At 60.0% G+C, this 16,364-nt stretch carries 14 protein-coding genes; 9 read left to right on the forward strand and 5 right to left on the reverse strand.

Annotated elements, in window-relative coordinates; translation table 11 throughout:
- Positions 1-50 precede the first annotated feature (50 nt).
- The 6 genes from ACE3TY_RS16860 to ACE3TY_RS16885 are packed head-to-tail and all read left to right on the forward strand — an operon-like array spanning position 51 to position 6,845.
- Complete coding sequence (locus ACE3TY_RS16860; RefSeq protein ID WP_374655074.1) at positions 51-1,499, forward strand: type II and III secretion system protein family protein; 1,449 nt, start codon at positions 51-53, stop codon at positions 1,497-1,499.
- A 14-nt stretch (positions 1,500-1,513) separates the two neighbouring features.
- Entirely contained in the window at positions 1,514-2,194 is a 681-nt protein-coding gene (locus ACE3TY_RS16865) for a CpaD family pilus assembly protein (protein ID WP_374655076.1), read from the forward strand.
- Complete coding sequence (locus ACE3TY_RS16870) at positions 2,195-3,397, forward strand: AAA family ATPase (RefSeq protein WP_374655078.1); 1,203 nt, start codon at positions 2,195-2,197, stop codon at positions 3,395-3,397.
- Positions 3,398-3,441: 44 nt separating this feature from the next.
- On the forward strand, positions 3,442-4,869 hold the full coding sequence (locus ACE3TY_RS16875; protein WP_374655080.1) for a CpaF family protein: 1,428 nt from the start codon (positions 3,442-3,444) through the stop codon (positions 4,867-4,869).
- Entirely contained in the window at positions 4,862-5,872 is a 1,011-nt protein-coding gene (locus ACE3TY_RS16880) for a type II secretion system F family protein (protein ID WP_374655082.1), read from the forward strand. The genes ACE3TY_RS16875 and ACE3TY_RS16880 overlap by 8 nt, the downstream gene beginning before the upstream one ends.
- A gap of 7 nt (positions 5,873-5,879) precedes the next feature.
- The gene (locus ACE3TY_RS16885) at positions 5,880-6,845 is read left to right on the forward strand and encodes a type II secretion system F family protein (RefSeq protein WP_374655084.1); all 966 of its coding nucleotides are present in this window, start codon (positions 5,880-5,882) and stop codon (positions 6,843-6,845) included.
- Between the two features lie 20 nt (positions 6,846-6,865).
- Here the strand turns inward: ACE3TY_RS16885 and ACE3TY_RS16890 are convergent, their stop codons facing one another.
- Complete coding sequence (locus ACE3TY_RS16890; RefSeq protein WP_374655086.1) at positions 6,866-7,708, reverse strand: tetratricopeptide repeat protein; 843 nt, start codon at positions 7,706-7,708, stop codon at positions 6,866-6,868.
- A 184-nt stretch (positions 7,709-7,892) separates the two neighbouring features.
- Between ACE3TY_RS16890 and ACE3TY_RS16895 the strand changes: the two genes are divergently transcribed.
- Both ACE3TY_RS16895 and ACE3TY_RS16900 read left to right on the forward strand, forming a co-directional pair.
- Entirely contained in the window at positions 7,893-8,501 is a 609-nt protein-coding gene (locus ACE3TY_RS16895) for a pilus assembly protein N-terminal domain-containing protein (protein WP_374655088.1), read from the forward strand.
- Positions 8,502-8,612: 111 nt separating this feature from the next.
- Positions 8,613-10,376 (forward strand): pilus assembly protein TadG-related protein, encoded by a 1,764-nt coding sequence (locus ACE3TY_RS16900; protein ID WP_374655090.1) that lies wholly within the window; start codon positions 8,613-8,615, stop codon positions 10,374-10,376.
- 76 nt (positions 10,377-10,452) lie between these two features.
- Here ACE3TY_RS16900 and ACE3TY_RS16905 read toward each other — a convergent pair whose 3' ends face one another.
- From ACE3TY_RS16905 to ACE3TY_RS16920, 4 genes are all read right to left on the reverse strand, one after another.
- A complete protein-coding gene (locus tag ACE3TY_RS16905) occupies positions 10,453-11,031 on the reverse strand; it encodes a hypothetical protein (RefSeq protein ID WP_374655092.1) in 579 nt (192 codons plus the stop codon).
- A gap of 2 nt (positions 11,032-11,033) precedes the next feature.
- A complete protein-coding gene (locus ACE3TY_RS16910) occupies positions 11,034-11,789 on the reverse strand; it encodes a TadE/TadG family type IV pilus assembly protein (protein WP_374655094.1) in 756 nt (251 codons plus the stop codon).
- 83 nt (positions 11,790-11,872) lie between these two features.
- Positions 11,873-12,343 carry a DNA polymerase III subunit chi gene (locus tag ACE3TY_RS16915; protein ID WP_374655096.1) on the reverse strand — a complete coding sequence of 157 codons (471 nt, stop codon included), beginning with the start codon at positions 12,341-12,343 and terminating at the stop codon, positions 11,873-11,875.
- 8 nt (positions 12,344-12,351) lie between these two features.
- Entirely contained in the window at positions 12,352-13,851 is a 1,500-nt protein-coding gene (locus tag ACE3TY_RS16920) for a leucyl aminopeptidase (RefSeq protein ID WP_374655098.1), read from the reverse strand.
- A gap of 328 nt (positions 13,852-14,179) precedes the next feature.
- Between ACE3TY_RS16920 and ACE3TY_RS16925 the strand changes: the two genes are divergently transcribed.
- Positions 14,180-16,360 (forward strand): LPS-assembly protein LptD, encoded by a 2,181-nt coding sequence (locus ACE3TY_RS16925; protein WP_374655100.1) that lies wholly within the window; start codon positions 14,180-14,182, stop codon positions 16,358-16,360.
- Positions 16,361-16,364: the final 4 nt, after the last annotated feature.

Consider the following 16,364-nt stretch of genomic DNA (forward strand, 5'->3'; position numbering starts at 1 on the left):
CCAGGTGTGACGATCGGGCGAAAATGAAACAGGGATGTTCGTTACGGTCCATGGCAGCGCGAGTCAGTCTCGCCGCGTCGGCATTGTGCCTGTGTCTGGCGGTCGCCGCCGCACGGGAGGCCGCGGCGCAAGGCTTGCCGACCGAGATTCCACAGCCGACGGGCCAGGCAACCGAAATCGTGCCGCTCGACAAGCGGATCGAATTGTCCGTCAACAATACGCGTGAAGTAAACCTGTCGCAGCCCGTGCGCGACATCATTGTCGGCAACCCCGATATCGCCGACGTCATTATCCGCTCGCCGACGAAGCTGTTCGTCGCCGGCAAGGTGGTTGGTTCGACGAACCTGTTCCTGCTCGATGCCGGCGGGAAGATGATCGACAATTTCCAGATCTCGGTTCAGCCGGATGCGAAAGCGGCCGAAGCCGCGATCCGGGCGGCCTTGCCCAACGACCGCATTACGGTTTCCGGGGCCGGTGACTCGCTGGTTCTCAACGGCACGGTCGGTTCGGACCTGAACTCGCGCCAGGCTACCAGTATTGCCCGCCGGTTTGTGACGAGCGATCCGCAGATCATCAATATGATGCGGCTCGGCGCCGAGCAGCAGGTTCTCATCAAAGTGTCGGTCGCCGAGGTGCAGAAATCAGCCCTCAAGGAACTCGGATTGGAAAATTTGATCAGCCCGACGACGATCGGTGACCTGGTGATTTCCGGTGTTACCGGTGGTGCTTCCGCGAGCGTCGCCGGCGGCATTTTCTCCGATCTCGTGACGGGCAGTGCCATAACTGGAACGCCAGCCGGCGCACTCTTCATCGACGGGCCAGGAGCCATTGATTCCACGGTGAAGATCCTCGAGCAGCATGGCCTGGCAAACAACCTGGCGGAGCCCAACCTGGTGGCCGTGTCGGGCGAGTACGCAACCATGCTGGCCGGCGGCGAAGTGCCGATCCCGACGGCGACCGATGACGGTGTCATCACTGTCACCTTCAAGCCTTTTGGCGTCTCGCTCACCTTCCTGCCGATCGTTCTCGACCGGGGCCGTATCAGCCTCAAGATCGCGACCGAGGTAAGTGCCGCCAACTTCACGGAATCCGTTTCCATCGGCGATATCGTGCTGCCCAGCTTCATCGTGCGCCGGGCAACGTCCACTGTGGAGCTGCCGAGCGGCGGCAGCATCATGATGGCCGGCCTGCTCAACAATGAAATCACCGACGCGCTGCGCGGCGTCCCGGGGCTGATGAACATTCCCATCCTGGGGACTTTGTTCCGATCGACATCGTTCCAGCAGCAGGAAACAGAGTTGGTGATCGTCGCCCGCGCCTTTATCGTTCAGCCGACCGATCCCAATGTGCTGTCATTGCCCACCGATGGCTTTGCGCCAGCCGGCGATCTCGATCTTTATCTCCTCGGCCGGCTGCAGAACATTTATACAAACCGGCATGGTGCCGCCAAAGAACAGGTTCCGCAGCTGCAGGGGCCTGTTGGATACATCATTCGCTAGGGAGAGGCAGTCCAATGTCGCGAAATCTGTTTGCTGCCATCTTGTGTCTTGGCCTCGCCGGCACCAGCCTTGCCGCGTGTGAGGGAAATATGTCGGACTATGATTACAGCCTTAAGCATCCGGTTAAGGTCGAGACCCGCACTGCCTTGCTGATTCTGGAGCCGGGACCGGGCGGCCGCGTCAATGCCGCCGACATGCCGGCAGTGGGCGAGTTTTCGCGCGACTTCGGGAACAAGGCCGCTGGCGGGATCACGATCCGCGTCGGCGCGGCGTCGACCGCCGATCCGCTGGCTCAGGCCTTCGCCGCCGATGTCACCCAGATACTGACCGCGCACGGCGTCCCAGCCGAAGCCATCGAGCTTTCCTATGCGACTGAACCGGAGGCCGCGAAATACGGTCGCGCCGTCATGGAGTTTCCGATCTACGTAGCCCTTGCCGATGAATGCGGCATTTGGAAAGATCGTCCGGAATTCACGCCACTGAACGAAAACACCTATAATTTCGGCTGCGCTACGCAGCGCAACATCGCCGCCATGGTGGTCAATCCGCGAGATCTGGTCGATGCCGCGGCGCCGAGTGGTCGGCTTGCCGCCCGTGCGGACAATGTGGTCGGCAAATATATTGTCGGGGCGAAGGTTGGTGCAGCCGGAGAATCGCCGGCCATTTCGCCGTTGACGACCACCGGAGGCCTCTAAGTGATTCACCGCTTCAGCATCGAGGCGTTTCCGCAAACCAAGGATACCGAAGCGGCACTGCAGGGACTGACCGCCGAGCGTGAGTTCGCCAAGTCGAAACTTACGATCCATTTCGGCGGCATGTCGCGCGCGGCAAAGCACTATGTCGACAATCCCAGCCCGCAATTCATCCTCGTTGAGGAAAACGGCAGCTCCGAGGACATCCATAAAGGCCTGGAAGCCTTGGCTGAAGTGGTTGAGCCAGGGCGCAAGGTCATTGTCATCGGCACCGTCAACGATGTTCAGGCCTACCGCCAGCTTATCAATCAGGGTGTGAGCGAATATCTGGTCGGGCCAGTAACGACCGCGGATATCGCCGCCGCGATCACAAGCTGCGTCAAGGACGCCAGCGCCACGCCCAAGGGGAAGGTGATCTCGTTCATCGGCAGTCGTGGCGGCGTCGGCAGCTCGACACTGGCGGTGAATGCCGCTTGGACGATGGCTCAGGCGACGCAGGAAGAAATCATCGGCATAGATCTCGACTTCAATTTCGGCACGATGGCGCTGGCCTTGAACCTCGACCCGAAGCAGGCGATTGCCGATGCCCTGGTTGATGCCGATCGCATCGACGCGGTCCTGATCGAGCGCTTTCTTACCGAACACAGCCCGCATTTCTCGATCCTGTCCACCGCCGGCTCGCTCAAGGATATGTCCGAGCCTTCGCCGGAAGCGGTGGAGCGCCTGATCGACATCTGCCGGTCCATGGCACAATACGTCATCATCGACTTGCCGCGCCATTGGAGCAGTTGGGTGAGCAGCGTGCTGCTGCTTTCGGACGAGACCGTCGTGGTGGCCAATCCCGACCTGGCCAACCTGCGCGATGCCAAGATGCTGTTCGATTGGCTCAAAGGGCGACGGGGCAATTCCCTCAATCGCTTCATCCTGAACAAGGCCGACGTGGCCAAGCGGAACCAATTGTCGGGCAAGGACTTCCAGGATACTTTAGGAATGCCGCCTGTCCTGACCGTGGGCTTCGACCCGACGCTCTTTGCGCAGCTTGCCAATAACGGCCAGATGGTGGGCGAGGGTGCCAAGGCGCACAAGCTCAATGAGCAGCTGCGGCATCTGGCGCAGCAACTCGGCGGTCGGAAGAGCGGTCTCGCCCAGCCGCAGTCGGCACCGAAGTTTTTGAGTTGGCTGAAGCGGCCGGCAAAACAGAAGTGAGCCGGCGACGATATTGACGTAACTTTTTGGGCCGGGAAGCTGGCATGTTCGGCAAGCGCAATACGCCAATCGGAGTGTCGGGCGACAAATCTTCGCCGCGGCTCGACTCTGCCGAAAAACCGTCCGCCCTGCCCGTCGCAACGTCGGCGCCGGCCGCCGGCGCCGTCAACATGGCGCCGACCACGCGCTCGGCCGAGATGGATAATCGGCTGAGCGAAGTCAAAGTCAGCGTCTTCAATGACCTGATGGCGACCGTCGATCTCGGTGAATTTGCCAAGCTCGATCACAAATCGGTGCGCGAGGCGATCAGTGAGATCGTCGGCGAAATCATCAACATGCGCAATCTGATGCTCTCGGCTGTCGAGCAGCAGACGCTGATCACGGATATCTGCAACGATATCCTCGGGCTAGGCCCGCTGGAACCGCTGCTGGCGCGCGACGACATCGCCGACATCATGGTCAATGGCCATGACAAGGTCTACATCGAAACCAACGGCATCATCCAACTGACCGATGTCAAATTTCGCGACAATCAGCAGCTGATGAATATCTGTCAGCGCATCGTGCAGGCGGTTGGACGCCGCGTCGACGAATCGAGCCCGATCTGCGACGCCCGTCTGCAAGACGGCTCGCGCGTGAACGTCATCGCGCCGCCGCTGGCCATCGACGGTCCGGCTCTCACCATCCGGAAATTCAAGCGCGACCGGCTGACTCTCGACAAGCTCGTGAAGTTCGGCACCATCACGCCGGCCGGCGGCAGGCTGTTGGAGATTATCGGTCATTGCCGGCTCAACGTAATCATCTCGGGCGGCACCGGTTCGGGCAAGACGACGTTGCTGAACTGCCTTACCAACTATATCGATCGCAACGAGCGCATCATCACCTGCGAAGATGCCGCCGAGCTTCAGCTGCAGCAGCCGCATGTCGTGCGCCTGGAAACCAGGCCGCCGAACCTTGAAGGTGTCGGCCAGGTCACCATGCGGGACCTGGTGCGCAACTGCCTGCGTATGCGCCCTGAGCGCATTATCGTCGGCGAAGTTCGCGGACCCGAGGCTTTCGATCTGCTGCAGGCCATGAACACCGGCCATGACGGGTCGATGGGTACCATCCACGCCAACAATCCGCGAGAGTGCATCTCGCGTATCGAGAACATGATTGCGATGGGCGGCTATACCCTGCCGGCCAAGACGGTGCGCGAGCAGATCGCGGGTGCCGTCAATGTCATCGTTCAGGCGTCGCGCCTGCGCGACGGTTCGCGCAAGATCACCCATGTCAGCGAGATCGTGGGCATGGAAGGCGACGTGGTGACCTTGCAGGATCTTTTCATCTACGAGATCCAGGGTGAGGATGCGCAAGGGAGGATCATCGGGCGCCATCGTTCCACCGGTTTGCGGCCGGCTTTTTACGAGCGCGTGCGCTATTTCGGCAAAGAACGCGAACTGGCGGACGTGATGGAGGAAAGCAGTGTCTAGCCAGATGGCCGGCATGCTGCCGCAGATCCTGTTGCTTGCATTGGCGGCCGGCGTCGCCGTCACCCTGATCGTCGTCGCCGTCGTTGCCGTCGTCCGCGCCCCCCGGGTGCGCGTGGAAAAACGCATTGCCGCCGTGATTGGCACGGGATCGCATGCGACCAGCGAGGCGAAGAGCAGCAAGGACCAGCAGCTTGCCGGACGCAAAAAACAAGTGGCCACCAAGCTGAAGGAGGCCGAGGAACTGAGCCAGCGGCGGCGCGGCGCACGCCTGCGCGAGGCGCTTGTCCATGCCGGTCTTACCATGTCGCCGCAGCGCTTCATGATGATGTCCGCCGGCAGCGGTCTCTTCCTGGTGTTCCTTACATGGTTGTTTGGCGCGCCGCCCATATTGTGGTTGGTCGCCTTGCCGATCGGCATGTTCGGGGTGCCAAAACTGGTGCTGAACTTCCTGAAGAAACGGCGCAAGAACAAGTTCACTGCCTATTTCGCCGATGCCATCGACATCATCGTGCGCGGTGTGCGTTCCGGCCTTACGGTTGGCGAATGCTTGAACATCGTGGCCCGCGAAATGCCGTCACCGATCGGACCCGAATTCACGTTGGTCAACGAAGGAATCAAGCTCGGCATGACCATGGCGGAGGTGCTGCAGCGCATGTCCGACCGCGTGCCGACCCCGGAAGTACGCTTCTTCACGATCGTTCTGATCACCCAGCAATCGACAGGCGGCAATCTGGCGGAGACCCTGGCCAAGCTTTCCGACGTGCTGCGCTCGCGCAAACGCATGCGCGACAAGGTGACGGCGATGTCGAGCGAAGCCAAGGCCTCGGCCGCCATCATCGGTTCGCTGCCATTCATCCTCAGCGGCGCCCTGGCGGTGTTGCAGCCACATATCATCAGCCTGCTTTTTACGACTTCGACCGGCAATCTTTGGATCGGGATAGGCATCGTCATGATGATCATCGGGTCTCTGGTGATGCGCCAGATGATCCATTTCGATATCTGAGGCCGCTATGCAGGAGATCGAATGGGGACTTAATCTTCCCTCTCTCATCATTGTGATTTCTTTCGTTGCGGCCTTCGCATCGGTGATGGCGGTAGCTCTGCCCTTTATCACGAGGGATAGCTTCAACGACCGCCTGAAATCGGTCGCGGTGAGGCGCGAGGAGCTTCGCATCAGGCAGCAGGAGCAGTTCCAGCAGCGCAAGCGCCTGATGCCGGCACGCCATGAAGGCTGGATGCGGGTCATCATCAACCTTTTCAAGATGGAGAATCTACTTCAGGCCAAGGATCTGCGGTTGAGACTGCAGCAGGCGGGCTGGCGCCATCCGTCGACACCGGTTCGTTTCATCTTCGCGCGCATCGCGGCGCCGATCATGCTTTTGGTTGGCGGCTACATCTATGTCTCGTTCGCAATGCCCAAGAGTTCGACGGAGCTGCATATGGCCATCGCCATCGCCGCCGCGGCCTTCGGCTATATCTTTCCAAATCTGTGGCTGCGGAATTCGATCCAGAAGCGGCAGGCGGCGCTGCGCCGTGCCTTTCCGGATACGCTCGACCTGATGGTGATCTGCGTCGAAGCGGGCATGTCGATCGAGGCGGCGTTCCAGAAGGTCACCGAAGAGATGGCTGAATCGGCACCGGAGCTGGCGGAGGAAATCGGGATCACGGCCGCCGAGCTCGCGTTCCTGGGTGACCGACGCCTGGCATTTGAGAACCTGGCCACGCGGACGGGCATGCGGAATTTCAAATCGCTGTCGACGACACTGGTTCAGGCGGAGAAGTATGGTACGCCCATTGCCGTGGGCCTGCGCACCATCGCGCAGGAGAATCGCGAGGAACGCATGATGGCGGCGGAGAAGAAGGCGGCGGCGCTGCCAGCAAAACTGACGGTGCCAATGATCATGTTCTTCCTGCCGGTCTTGTTCATCGTCATCATCGTGCCGATCGTCATCAAGGTGACGTCGACTTTCAAATAGAAGCCGGTCGATCGCGCCTATCAGTCGCCGCTGGCGAGATAGCGATAATACTCGGCGTTTTCGTCGGCCAGTTCCTTCGGCAGATCCTTGCGTGCCATGCGCTCCGCACCGGCCGTGTCGCCCTTGAGTGCCAGCATCAGCGCCAGATTCTGGCGCACCTGGGGTGAAGCGCTGGCCTGATCGACGGCCATGTCCAATGTCTGGATAGCGCCTTCGAGATCGCCCGACTGGGCTTGCGATAGCGCGAGATTGTTGAGGATTTCAGGGTTGCTCGGCGAGAGCAGGAGAGCCTGCGTGTAGGCCTCGCGCGCGCGGAGAAAATCGTTCTGATAGTCATAGGCGACGCCCAGTGCCGAGAACGTATCCCACGTGGCGCCGGGAACCGCGGCCGCCTCCTGAAGCAAAGGGATGGCGAGGTTCATCTTGTCGCCGGCGATATAGGACTTTCCCAGTTCGGTCAGCAATTTCGGCGACCGGCCATGTTTTAAAATCAGCTGGTTCAAGATGTCGATGTCCTGAGGCGAACTGCCGGCAAATCGCAGATTGCGCGCCAGGGAAACGGCAAGGTCGAGGTTTTCGGGATCCCGCGTCAGCAGGGATTGGTAATGCTGGGCCGCCTCAAGATAGTTGTTCTGGGATTCGGCACGCAACGCCGCCAGTTTTATCTGCGGGTCCAGCTGCGCCGCCGTACCGGCTTTTGCGGCTGTCTCGGCGGGGGTGCCGCTGGCGGTTCCGGGAAGGCCTGAGCACGCTGCCAGGCCGCCGGCCAATCCGACGACAATGGTTAACGTTGCGGTCAACATTGCCGAATGCCGGCCGCAAATCCGCAGCGGCTTCGCCGAGGCGGCTTTCAATTGCATCATACGAGTTCCCCGCAAGCTCTTCGCTTTCACGCAGTTTCGCACAAATCCAAGCTAAATCATAGTATTACATAGGAAATTTAATTGAGCGTTAAGAAGATTGGAGATAAGATGCCAACTTGATCGAGGCTCAGCGGATCGGGCCTGTGCGGACAATGCTTGTGCGGACAATGGATCGGGGATCACCATGCGCGCGATCGTCTTGGCCACTTATGCATCGCTGTCATTGACGGTGCTTGGCGCACCCGTTTCATCGGCACTGGCGGAAGATGCCGTACAGGTCACCTGGCGCAAGGCGCAGATCATGTCCTTCGGCTCCGGCGTCAGCAGCATCGTGATCGGCGATCCCAGCGTCATCGATGTCACGCTTGAAGGGTCCGGCCAGATCGTGGTCTTCGGCAAGGTGCCGGGCGAGACCAACATGATGATCCTGGGTGCCGACAATTCCGTCCTGTTCAATTCTCCGGTCGTGGTCATGCCGGAAGACGATCGCCATGTCTCGATCATCTCGCCGGGTGCCGACGTCATCACGGAGCGCGCCTGGAACTGCTTGACGCGCTGCGTCCAGGTCCTTGGCCCCGGCGGTATCCGCTATGCCTCCGTGCGCGGGATCGGTGGCGGCGGCAGCGCGGCGGCGGCCGGAGCCGGCGCGGACGGAGGAAGCGGAGATCCGGCTGCAGCGGCGGCTGCCGCGGCGGGCCAGACTGCACAGGGCGTCAGCGACGCCAACAGGGCGACAGGGCAGGGTGCTGGCGGTGTTGCCGGCCAGACGGGGACGATCGTCGCGCCCTATTGACGGCGCGCCAGGTCTCTAAAAGTTCGGATTGATAAAATGCAGGCCTTTTCGGGCAAGTGTTTGTGCATGTCCGCAGATGAAGACCCGGTTTCGGGAATGTGAGAGGAAGCCATGACGTATCGGTCTCTTGATCTCTCGGGTGTCGCGCCGCAGAAGTCGATGCTGAGCCGGTTCGGCGCCGATGAGCGTGGGTCGGTTGCCATCTGGGTTGGCATCGCGCTCACCGTCTTCATCGGCTGTGCCGGCATGGCTGTCGATACGGCACGCGGCTACATGCTGAAAGCGCGCCTCTCGCAAGCCCTCGATGCCGCAGCGCTCGCCGGCGCCAAGTCGCTGGGCACCGACAATGTCGATGCCGACATAACCATGTTCTTCAATGCGAACTTCCCCGCCCAACAACTCGATGCAGTTCTCGATGGTCCTCATGTCGTGCAGGATGCGACGACCAATACCGTTAGCGTCGATGCAAAGGCGTCGATTGATTCGACGCTGATGTCTGTCCTTGGTTTCAAGACGATCACCGTTGGCGCCGCAGCATCGGCAGTGCGCGGTCTCAATGGCCTCGACGTTGTTATTTCGATCGACATGTCGGGTTCGATGTGCAGCCCTTGTACGAAGATCGAGGCTGCCGAAACGGCCGCAAAGACGCTCATCGAAACCCTCTATGCAGATCCCAATCCAAAGTCGGTTATCATCAACGGTATCGACTATTCGTTGCTCAACATCGGTATGGTGCCATGGAGCGCGAAGGTCAATGTTCGGTACAACACGGCCGTCAACAACGCAGTCTACGACCCGGCGGCGGCCACAAAGCTCATGGTGACAACAGATGTCATTCATCCAAGGACTGGGATTGCCCAAGACCACGTTTGGGTCACCAATATCTCTCCGGTGCGCTTCTTCGATAAGCCGCCGACGGGATGGACGGGTGGCGTTTATGCTCGCTATATCGATGATTATCGGGCGGCGACTTCCAGTCCCCCGGCCGCCGCGGTTCCGAACAATGAGAGCAACGACGGCGATCTAAAGCTGGGCTATGGCAATTTCGGTGGTAAGGATTGGCGGGCATTCGAAGCCATCCCACCCCTGGAAGGGGAGCCGGTAAGCGGTAGCTGGCCCAGCAGTGGAGAGGGCTCGAACTGGAATAGCCGGAGCAAGAACTGCTATCAGGCCTATTGGAATGATCCTCCCTCGGATCCGACTCCGCCTACGTCCGTCGGGCCGGCGCCATCCTATTGGGTCAATGCCAATCCCAATCAGGGCGACGCCAACTACAACGATTGCACCAGACTCATTACGCACGGAATCCTGCCGTTGCAGGGCGTTCGAGATGCGACGTCAAAACAACTCGTCATCAACGCGATTGATGGCCTCTATGCCCCCCCCAGCTCAAAGCCAGAGGGTAATACCAACGCTCCCCAAGGTCTCTATTGGGCTTGGGAAGTCTTGATGTCGGGGGAGCCATTTAACGAAGCCAAGGCGTCGGTACCATTCACGAGAACTCAAGCCATTGTGTTTCTCACCGACGGTGAAATTACCGGTGAAAACGGCGATGCCTACAAGGGCGTCTTCGGGCCTGGCACTGGCGCCGGTACGACTAACAAGCATGGCAAGATAAGTGGCACGGAGAATAACAATCTGAATAATCGTCTCAAGCAGCTGGCTGCAAATATCAAAGGACTCGATCCGGCCAAAGGAGTAAAAATCTATGTTGTCCAATATGATGAGCCAAGCGCCTCGCTGAAGACCCTATTGCAGTCGGTCGCAACCGAGCCGAACGCTCCCTACTACTATCAGGCAAACGACGCCGCGGCATTGCAGAGTGCATTCAAGAAGATTGCCGCGAGCCTGTCAGTCTTGAGGCTGTCGAAATAAGCTTCACGGGTGCCTTATGGGCACCGTTCAAGCTTATGTTCGGCGCCGCATCTTCGCTTGGGAGGCCAGAGATCGCTCAGTCCGGTATATCCGTGAGATTTGTGAAGCGAGGCCGCGTGAAGGAGCGTGAATAAAGTGTGCGCTCTTCGAATATCATCGAGCCGAACAAGGGCGTGTACTTAAACACAATTTCTGCGGCGATGATATTCTCTCCTTCTCGGACAACGAGGCCACCCGGCAGGACCGGAGTACCGCCCGGTTCGCCAATCTTGCTAGCGGCGGAAAACGCCCCCGGACTCATTTGTTGCCAAGCAATTTCCTCGGCGTCTCCAGTTGGATTGGATAGAGAAGTGATGATAACGCGACCCTCGGTGGTGAGGTCGTACGGCTCCATCAGCCCATTGGCAGCTTCGAACAGATCGTCGATTTTCGCCTGCTCGTTGCCCAGAGACGGATCTATCTGAGCGATCAAATCCGCCATCGAAGCCGAAGCTCGTTCCATCTTCTGGCCGATCAACAAGAAGCGAGGAACCTCGAAAGTGCCAAGAAACAGGGTCGAGAAGAAAAACAGGAACAAGGCCATCTCGACAGCCATCGAACCCCGGTCAAATTGAAACGGCGCAAGAGCGCGAGGTGCAGAAGAAGTTGCGCCCATAACTACTCCTGATACAGATTCGGTTCGTTGCGCACGACGATCGTCGCGTGGAGCGGAAGAACGCGGTCCTCTCCCTCGCCGAACAATCGATCGAAGACCGGCGTCATGATGCGCCATGGAATATCGACCGTATAGGACACGACCTCGCCACCCATGCCGGCGCCGTCCTCGCCGATATCTTCGTCCCATGTTCCGTCGGCATCGAGGTCAGTGAACGTCTCGAAGCAGCCGGTAGAGGGATCGTCATACCGATCATTGTGGCATGGATTCGGGTCGTCAGGATCGCCAGGGGCACTGTCGACGAACGGCTCCGGCTGGCCGACACCGGAAAAACTGGGATAGGTCTTTACAGTGAACGTGGCCTCGCTGAAATCGACGAGGCCGATCGTATGTTGCTCGAGGATGGCCCTGATCTTTTCCTGGCGCGTGGCATCGGAAGGAGTCTGCCCCGTTATGCCATAGCGCGAAGCTTGCTTGAGGCCGCCTTCGATCGTCGTCAGCGTGGCCATCATCAGGCCGATCTCGACGATACCGAATGTGATGAGAAACAGGACCGGGGCAATGATGGCGAATTCCACGATGGCGACGCCTCGATCATCGAGGCGCCGGCCGCCGGTCAATCGCTGACGAATAGATTTAATTCGTTTCATTTTTTCCGCAAAAGTCCACTGCTCTGCGCATTGCAATTTCCAGCGGGCGACGCGGCAACATTGCCTGCGCGAGCATAGCCCCGCATTCGTTAAATAAAGATATTCCAACGGGCTCGGAAGTCCAGGGGGCGACGGCATCAGATCGCATCGCCCTGCACGATAATGTAAGAATTTAACGGCTGACTGCGCGCTTATTGCCGCGCTTTTTCGATCCAGCCGCCATCTTCGTCTTGCTGGTAGTAAACAAGCTGCTGCTGTGCCGATTTGTAGTCGCGCCATGTGGCGCGGGCCGCCGTCAGCGCCTCCTCATCCTGTCCATTGAACAGGATGCATACGAGGTCGAAGCCCTGAGCGGCCAGGTCATCGCAGGTGGGGGCAGGCGCGCCGTCGCAAAGCAGAAGGAACTTCGCGCGGTTCGGGTTTTCCAGGCTGGTCGTCAGATAGACCGGCTGCTCGGACGCATTGCCGTCGCGGGCCGAGCCATGAGGCAGGAAGCTTGCCGGATCGAATGTCCACAAATGAGCGTTGAGGGCCTCGACCCGCTCCATCGAACCCGCTATCACCACCGCGCGGTCCGGCCTGTCCAGAATGCGGCGGAGGAGGCGGATCAAAGCATCCTCCAGCCGCGATCTGGTCAGGTGGTAGAAACGGATCTCCGCCATGAACCGGGTTACTTGTCTTCGTAATTCCGGGCCACCAACTGCTCCAGCAGGCGCACGCCGAAGGCCGTGGCGCCCTTCGGCGTGGTTGCCTTGTCCTTTTCGCTCCAGGTGACGCCGGCAATATCCAGATGCGCCCAGGGTGTGCCTTTCTGGACGAAACGCTGGAGGAACTGCGCCGCCGTAATCGAACCACCGTAGCGGCCGCCGATATTCTTCATATCCGCAGCCGGTGAATCCAGCAGCCGGTCATAGGACGGGGCCAGCGGCATGCGCCACAGCAATTCTCCCGTCGCCTTGCCGGCGGCAACCAGCTTGTCCGCCAGATCGTCGTCATTGGCAAAGAGGCCCGCATGTTCCGTGCCGAGAGCCACCATGATCGCACCGGTGAGTGTCGCGAGGTCGATGATTGCCCTGGGGCGGAAATGCTCCTGCGCGTACCAGAGCGCGTCGGCCAGCACCAGCCGTCCTTCGGCATCGGTATTGAGCACTTCGATCGTCTGGCCCGACATCGAGGTCACGATATCGCCAGGGCGCTGGGCGGTGCCGGAAGGCATGTTTTCGACCAGGCCGATGACGCCGACCGCATTGACCTTGGCCTTGCGGGCCGCGAGGGCGCGCAAGAGGCCGATGACGACGCCCGAGCCGCCCATGTCCCACTTCATGTCTTCCATGCCGGCGGCCGGCTTGATCGAAATGCCGCCGGTATCGAACGTGACGCCCTTGCCAACGAAGCAGATCGGCTTCGCCTTGGAATCGCCGGCGCCATTCCATTGCATGGTGACGAGCTGGCTTTCACGCTCCGACCCCTGGCCGACGCCGAGCAGGGCGCCCATGCCGAGCTTCTTCATCTCCTTTTCACCCAGCACCTGAACCGTGATGCCGAGTTCGGCAAGACTGCTCGCCTCCTTGGCCAGGGTCGCCGGATAGATGATATTGGCGGGTTCCGAGACGAGGTTGCGGGTGACCATGACCGAATCGACGATCTTGTCGAGCGGGTCGAAGGTCTTTTTAGCGGCACCGGGATCGGCCAGTGTGATGGTCAGTTTCTTCAGGGTCGGCTTGTGTTCCGGCTTCTCCTTGGTGCGATACTTATCGAACCGGTAAGACCGCAGCCGGGCCCCGGTCGCGAGCCGGGCGGCGATTTCCGCCTCGGTAAGGTTGCTGCCGGGCAGGGTTTCGACGGCGATCGTGGCCTCGCGTTCGCCGGCTCCGTTAAGGGCAGCGGCCAGGCGGCCGCCGATCGCCTCGATCGCAAAGGCGTCGAGCTTGGCCGGGTTGCCGAAACCGGCCAGAATCAGCCGCGTGGCATCCAGGCCCTGCGGAGCCAGCACAATAAGTTGCTCGTCATGGCCACCCTTGAACCGGCTGGCATTGAGCGCCCGCGAGACCGCACCCTTTGTGGCTTTTTCCGCCTGGGCGGCGGCGGCGGTCAGCTTGCGACCCTCCATGACGCCGACAATATAGGCGCCCTGGGCGGGCACTTCCGGCTTGGAAAAGGTGACCTTCATCTTGATTTCTCCTGCTTTTTCGCGAATTCGCGACCGTTCTCCGCTATCGATCGGGGGAAAGCGGCGGCCGCTGGAAATTGCCTGAATGCGACACGACGACAGCACCGGAAAGGCGAGTCGTCGACCGATATGATTTGAAGCCTTAGCACAAACGGAATTGCCCCGCCAATGCACCAGCATCACCGGTACTATGCGCCAACCTACTGAAATCTGTGGACGAATGGGCGCGGCATGCTACTTTAGCCGGCAGTTTCCCGGCCAGTAAAAGGCCGGACCGAAAAAGCATTCGACAGGGCGTTTGGGGGTAGTGACTTTGGCGCGGTTTGATTTGTTGGGTACAGCCTTCGGCGCTGCCCTCTATGGCCTCGTTGTCGCCATGGGGACGACGAACGCTGCCAAAGCCGACGATACCGTCCATCTGGTGGCCGATGAGGTCGGCTATGACGAGGATTTCGGCATCTATGTCGCACGCGGGCATGTCGAGGCCCAGCGCGGCGATAAGATCATCATGGCCGACACATTGACCTACAACGAGCGGACCAAGACGGTCACCACGAATGGCAATGTCGCCATGCTGATGCCCAATGGCGATACGCTGTTCGGCAACTATGCCGATGTCAGTGAAGACTTTAACGACGGCATCGTCCAGAGCTTCAAGGCCCTGTTCAAAGACAAATCCCGTCTGGTTGCGCAGAGTGCCCAGCGTGTTGGCGGCAACCAGCTGATCCTCAAGAACGCGGCCTATACGCCCTGCCTGCCCTGCAAGACAGACCCGAGCCGGCAGCCGCTATGGCAGGTCAAGGCGCGGGATGTGGTTCAGGACGACACCGCCCAGACCATCACCTACCACAATGCCTGGATGGAAATGTGGGGGCTGCCGATCTTCTGGACACCCTATTTCCAGCATCCGGCTCCGGGGGTCGAGCGCATGTCCGGCCTGTTGGAGCCGCGCTTCTCCGCCTCGTCGGGCCGGGCTGGCTATCAATATGCGCAGCCCTATTTCGTCACTTTGGGGCCGGATAAGGACCTGACCCTCACCCCGATCGTCCGCGTCGGTGGCAATCCGGATTCGGCCGGCGCCGTCGGTGACGTCGAATACCGCCAGCGCGTCCGCAATGGCGCCTTCCGTCTGGAACTGTCGGGAACCCAGGAAGACCGTGTCGGCAACGAAGACAGTACGGTCGTGAAGAACAATGAACTCCGCGGCCATATCGAAGGAGACGGCCTGTTCGAGATCAACCGCGACTGGCGCTGGGGCTTCAACAGCAAGCTGGCGATGGATAAGACCTATCTGCGCCAATATCATTTCGGCTCGCCCGACTGGCTGGAGAATCAGCTTTGGGCCGAAGGTTTCTTCGGCCGGTCCTATTTCGACGCGCGGGCGATGGGGTTCCAGTCCACCGACAAGGACTTCGATTCCGACAATGCACCCATGGTGCTGCCCTCGATCAACTACAATTTCGTGGGCGAGCCGGGCCAGTATGGCGCCTATTGGGGCCTCAACGTCAACACCCGCAACATCGTGCGCGAGGACGAGCGGGATTCGCTGCGCTTTTCGGTCAGCCCCAGCTGGACGCTGCCCTACACCAGCTCGATCGGCGACATCTATGAGCTCAAGGTTTCATTTCAGAGCGATCTCTATATCGTTGACGATGTAGACAAGAATTCCAACGATGTGACCGGCGACGATGGCGATTTCGATGGGGCAGCCGGCCGGTTCTTTCCGGAAGCCAGCCTGAAATGGCGCTATCCCTTCGTTCATCCGGGCCAGAGCATCACCCAGGTCTTCCAGCCGATCGCGCAGCTGGTCCTGGCTCCCGATTGCTGCAACACTGGCAAGATTCCCAACGACGACAGCCTCGCATTCGAATGGGACGATACGAAGGTGTTCGATCCGGACCGCTTCTCCGGCCTCGACCGGGTCGATTCCGGCTCGCGCTTGAATTACGGCTTCCAATGGACCGGCTATCTGCCCGAAGGCGGTTATGCCGACGTTTTCCTCGGCCAGAGTCTGCGCTTCTGGAACGATGGAGATGAAATCCGCGATGGCAGCGGGATCGACGAGGATCTTTCCGATCTGGTCGGCCGTGTCGCGGTCGTACCGGCTGATTGGCTCGATCTTTCTTACCGTTTCCGGCTCGATGTCGACGATCTCGATATGAACCGGCAGGACCTGGGGATTGCGACCGGGCCCGAGGAGCTGCGGTTCGATCTTCACTACATTCAGATCGAAGACGATGTCGATGGCGGCAAGGAAGAACAGGTGAGTGCCAGCATTCGCGCCAAGCTGGGCGAATACTGGACCATCGGGACCAGCGGCTCCTACGATATCCACGATTCGGAACTTCTCGCCGTCGGGTCGTTGTTGGAGTATCAGGACGAGTGCTTCGGCATGCTACTGCAGGCATCCTATGCGCCCGAGAGCGATGAAGAGGATACGAGCGGCGACTTCACCGCGATCGTGCAATTCCGCTTCACCAATCTCGGCAATATCGGTTCGAGTTTCTAGCGGT

Origin of the sequence: Dongia sp., assembly GCF_041918875.1 — a bacterium.
Lineage (GTDB): Bacteria > Pseudomonadota > Alphaproteobacteria > Dongiales > Dongiaceae > Dongia.

What these genes read in the sequence shown, in the direction of transcription:
- ACE3TY_RS16890 (WP_374655086.1), bottom strand. Translation starts at nt 7,708, where the DNA reads ATGATGCAATTGAAAGCCGCCTCGGCGAAGCCGCTGCGGATTTGCGGC.
- ACE3TY_RS16900 (WP_374655090.1), top strand. Translation starts at nt 8,613, where the DNA reads ATGACGTATCGGTCTCTTGATCTCTCGGGTGTCGCGCCGCAGAAGTCG.
- ACE3TY_RS16885 (WP_374655084.1), top strand. Translation starts at nt 5,880, where the DNA reads ATGCAGGAGATCGAATGGGGACTTAATCTTCCCTCTCTCATCATTGTG.
- ACE3TY_RS16860 (WP_374655074.1), top strand. Translation starts at nt 51, where the DNA reads ATGGCAGCGCGAGTCAGTCTCGCCGCGTCGGCATTGTGCCTGTGTCTG.
- ACE3TY_RS16865 (WP_374655076.1), top strand. Translation starts at nt 1,514, where the DNA reads ATGTCGCGAAATCTGTTTGCTGCCATCTTGTGTCTTGGCCTCGCCGGC.
- ACE3TY_RS16905 (WP_374655092.1), bottom strand. Translation starts at nt 11,031, where the DNA reads ATGGGCGCAACTTCTTCTGCACCTCGCGCTCTTGCGCCGTTTCAATTT.
- ACE3TY_RS16920 (WP_374655098.1), bottom strand. Translation starts at nt 13,851, where the DNA reads ATGAAGGTCACCTTTTCCAAGCCGGAAGTGCCCGCCCAGGGCGCCTAT.
- ACE3TY_RS16895 (WP_374655088.1), top strand. Translation starts at nt 7,893, where the DNA reads ATGCGCGCGATCGTCTTGGCCACTTATGCATCGCTGTCATTGACGGTG.
- ACE3TY_RS16915 (WP_374655096.1), bottom strand. Translation starts at nt 12,343, where the DNA reads ATGGCGGAGATCCGTTTCTACCACCTGACCAGATCGCGGCTGGAGGAT.
- ACE3TY_RS16875 (WP_374655080.1), top strand. Translation starts at nt 3,442, where the DNA reads ATGTTCGGCAAGCGCAATACGCCAATCGGAGTGTCGGGCGACAAATCT.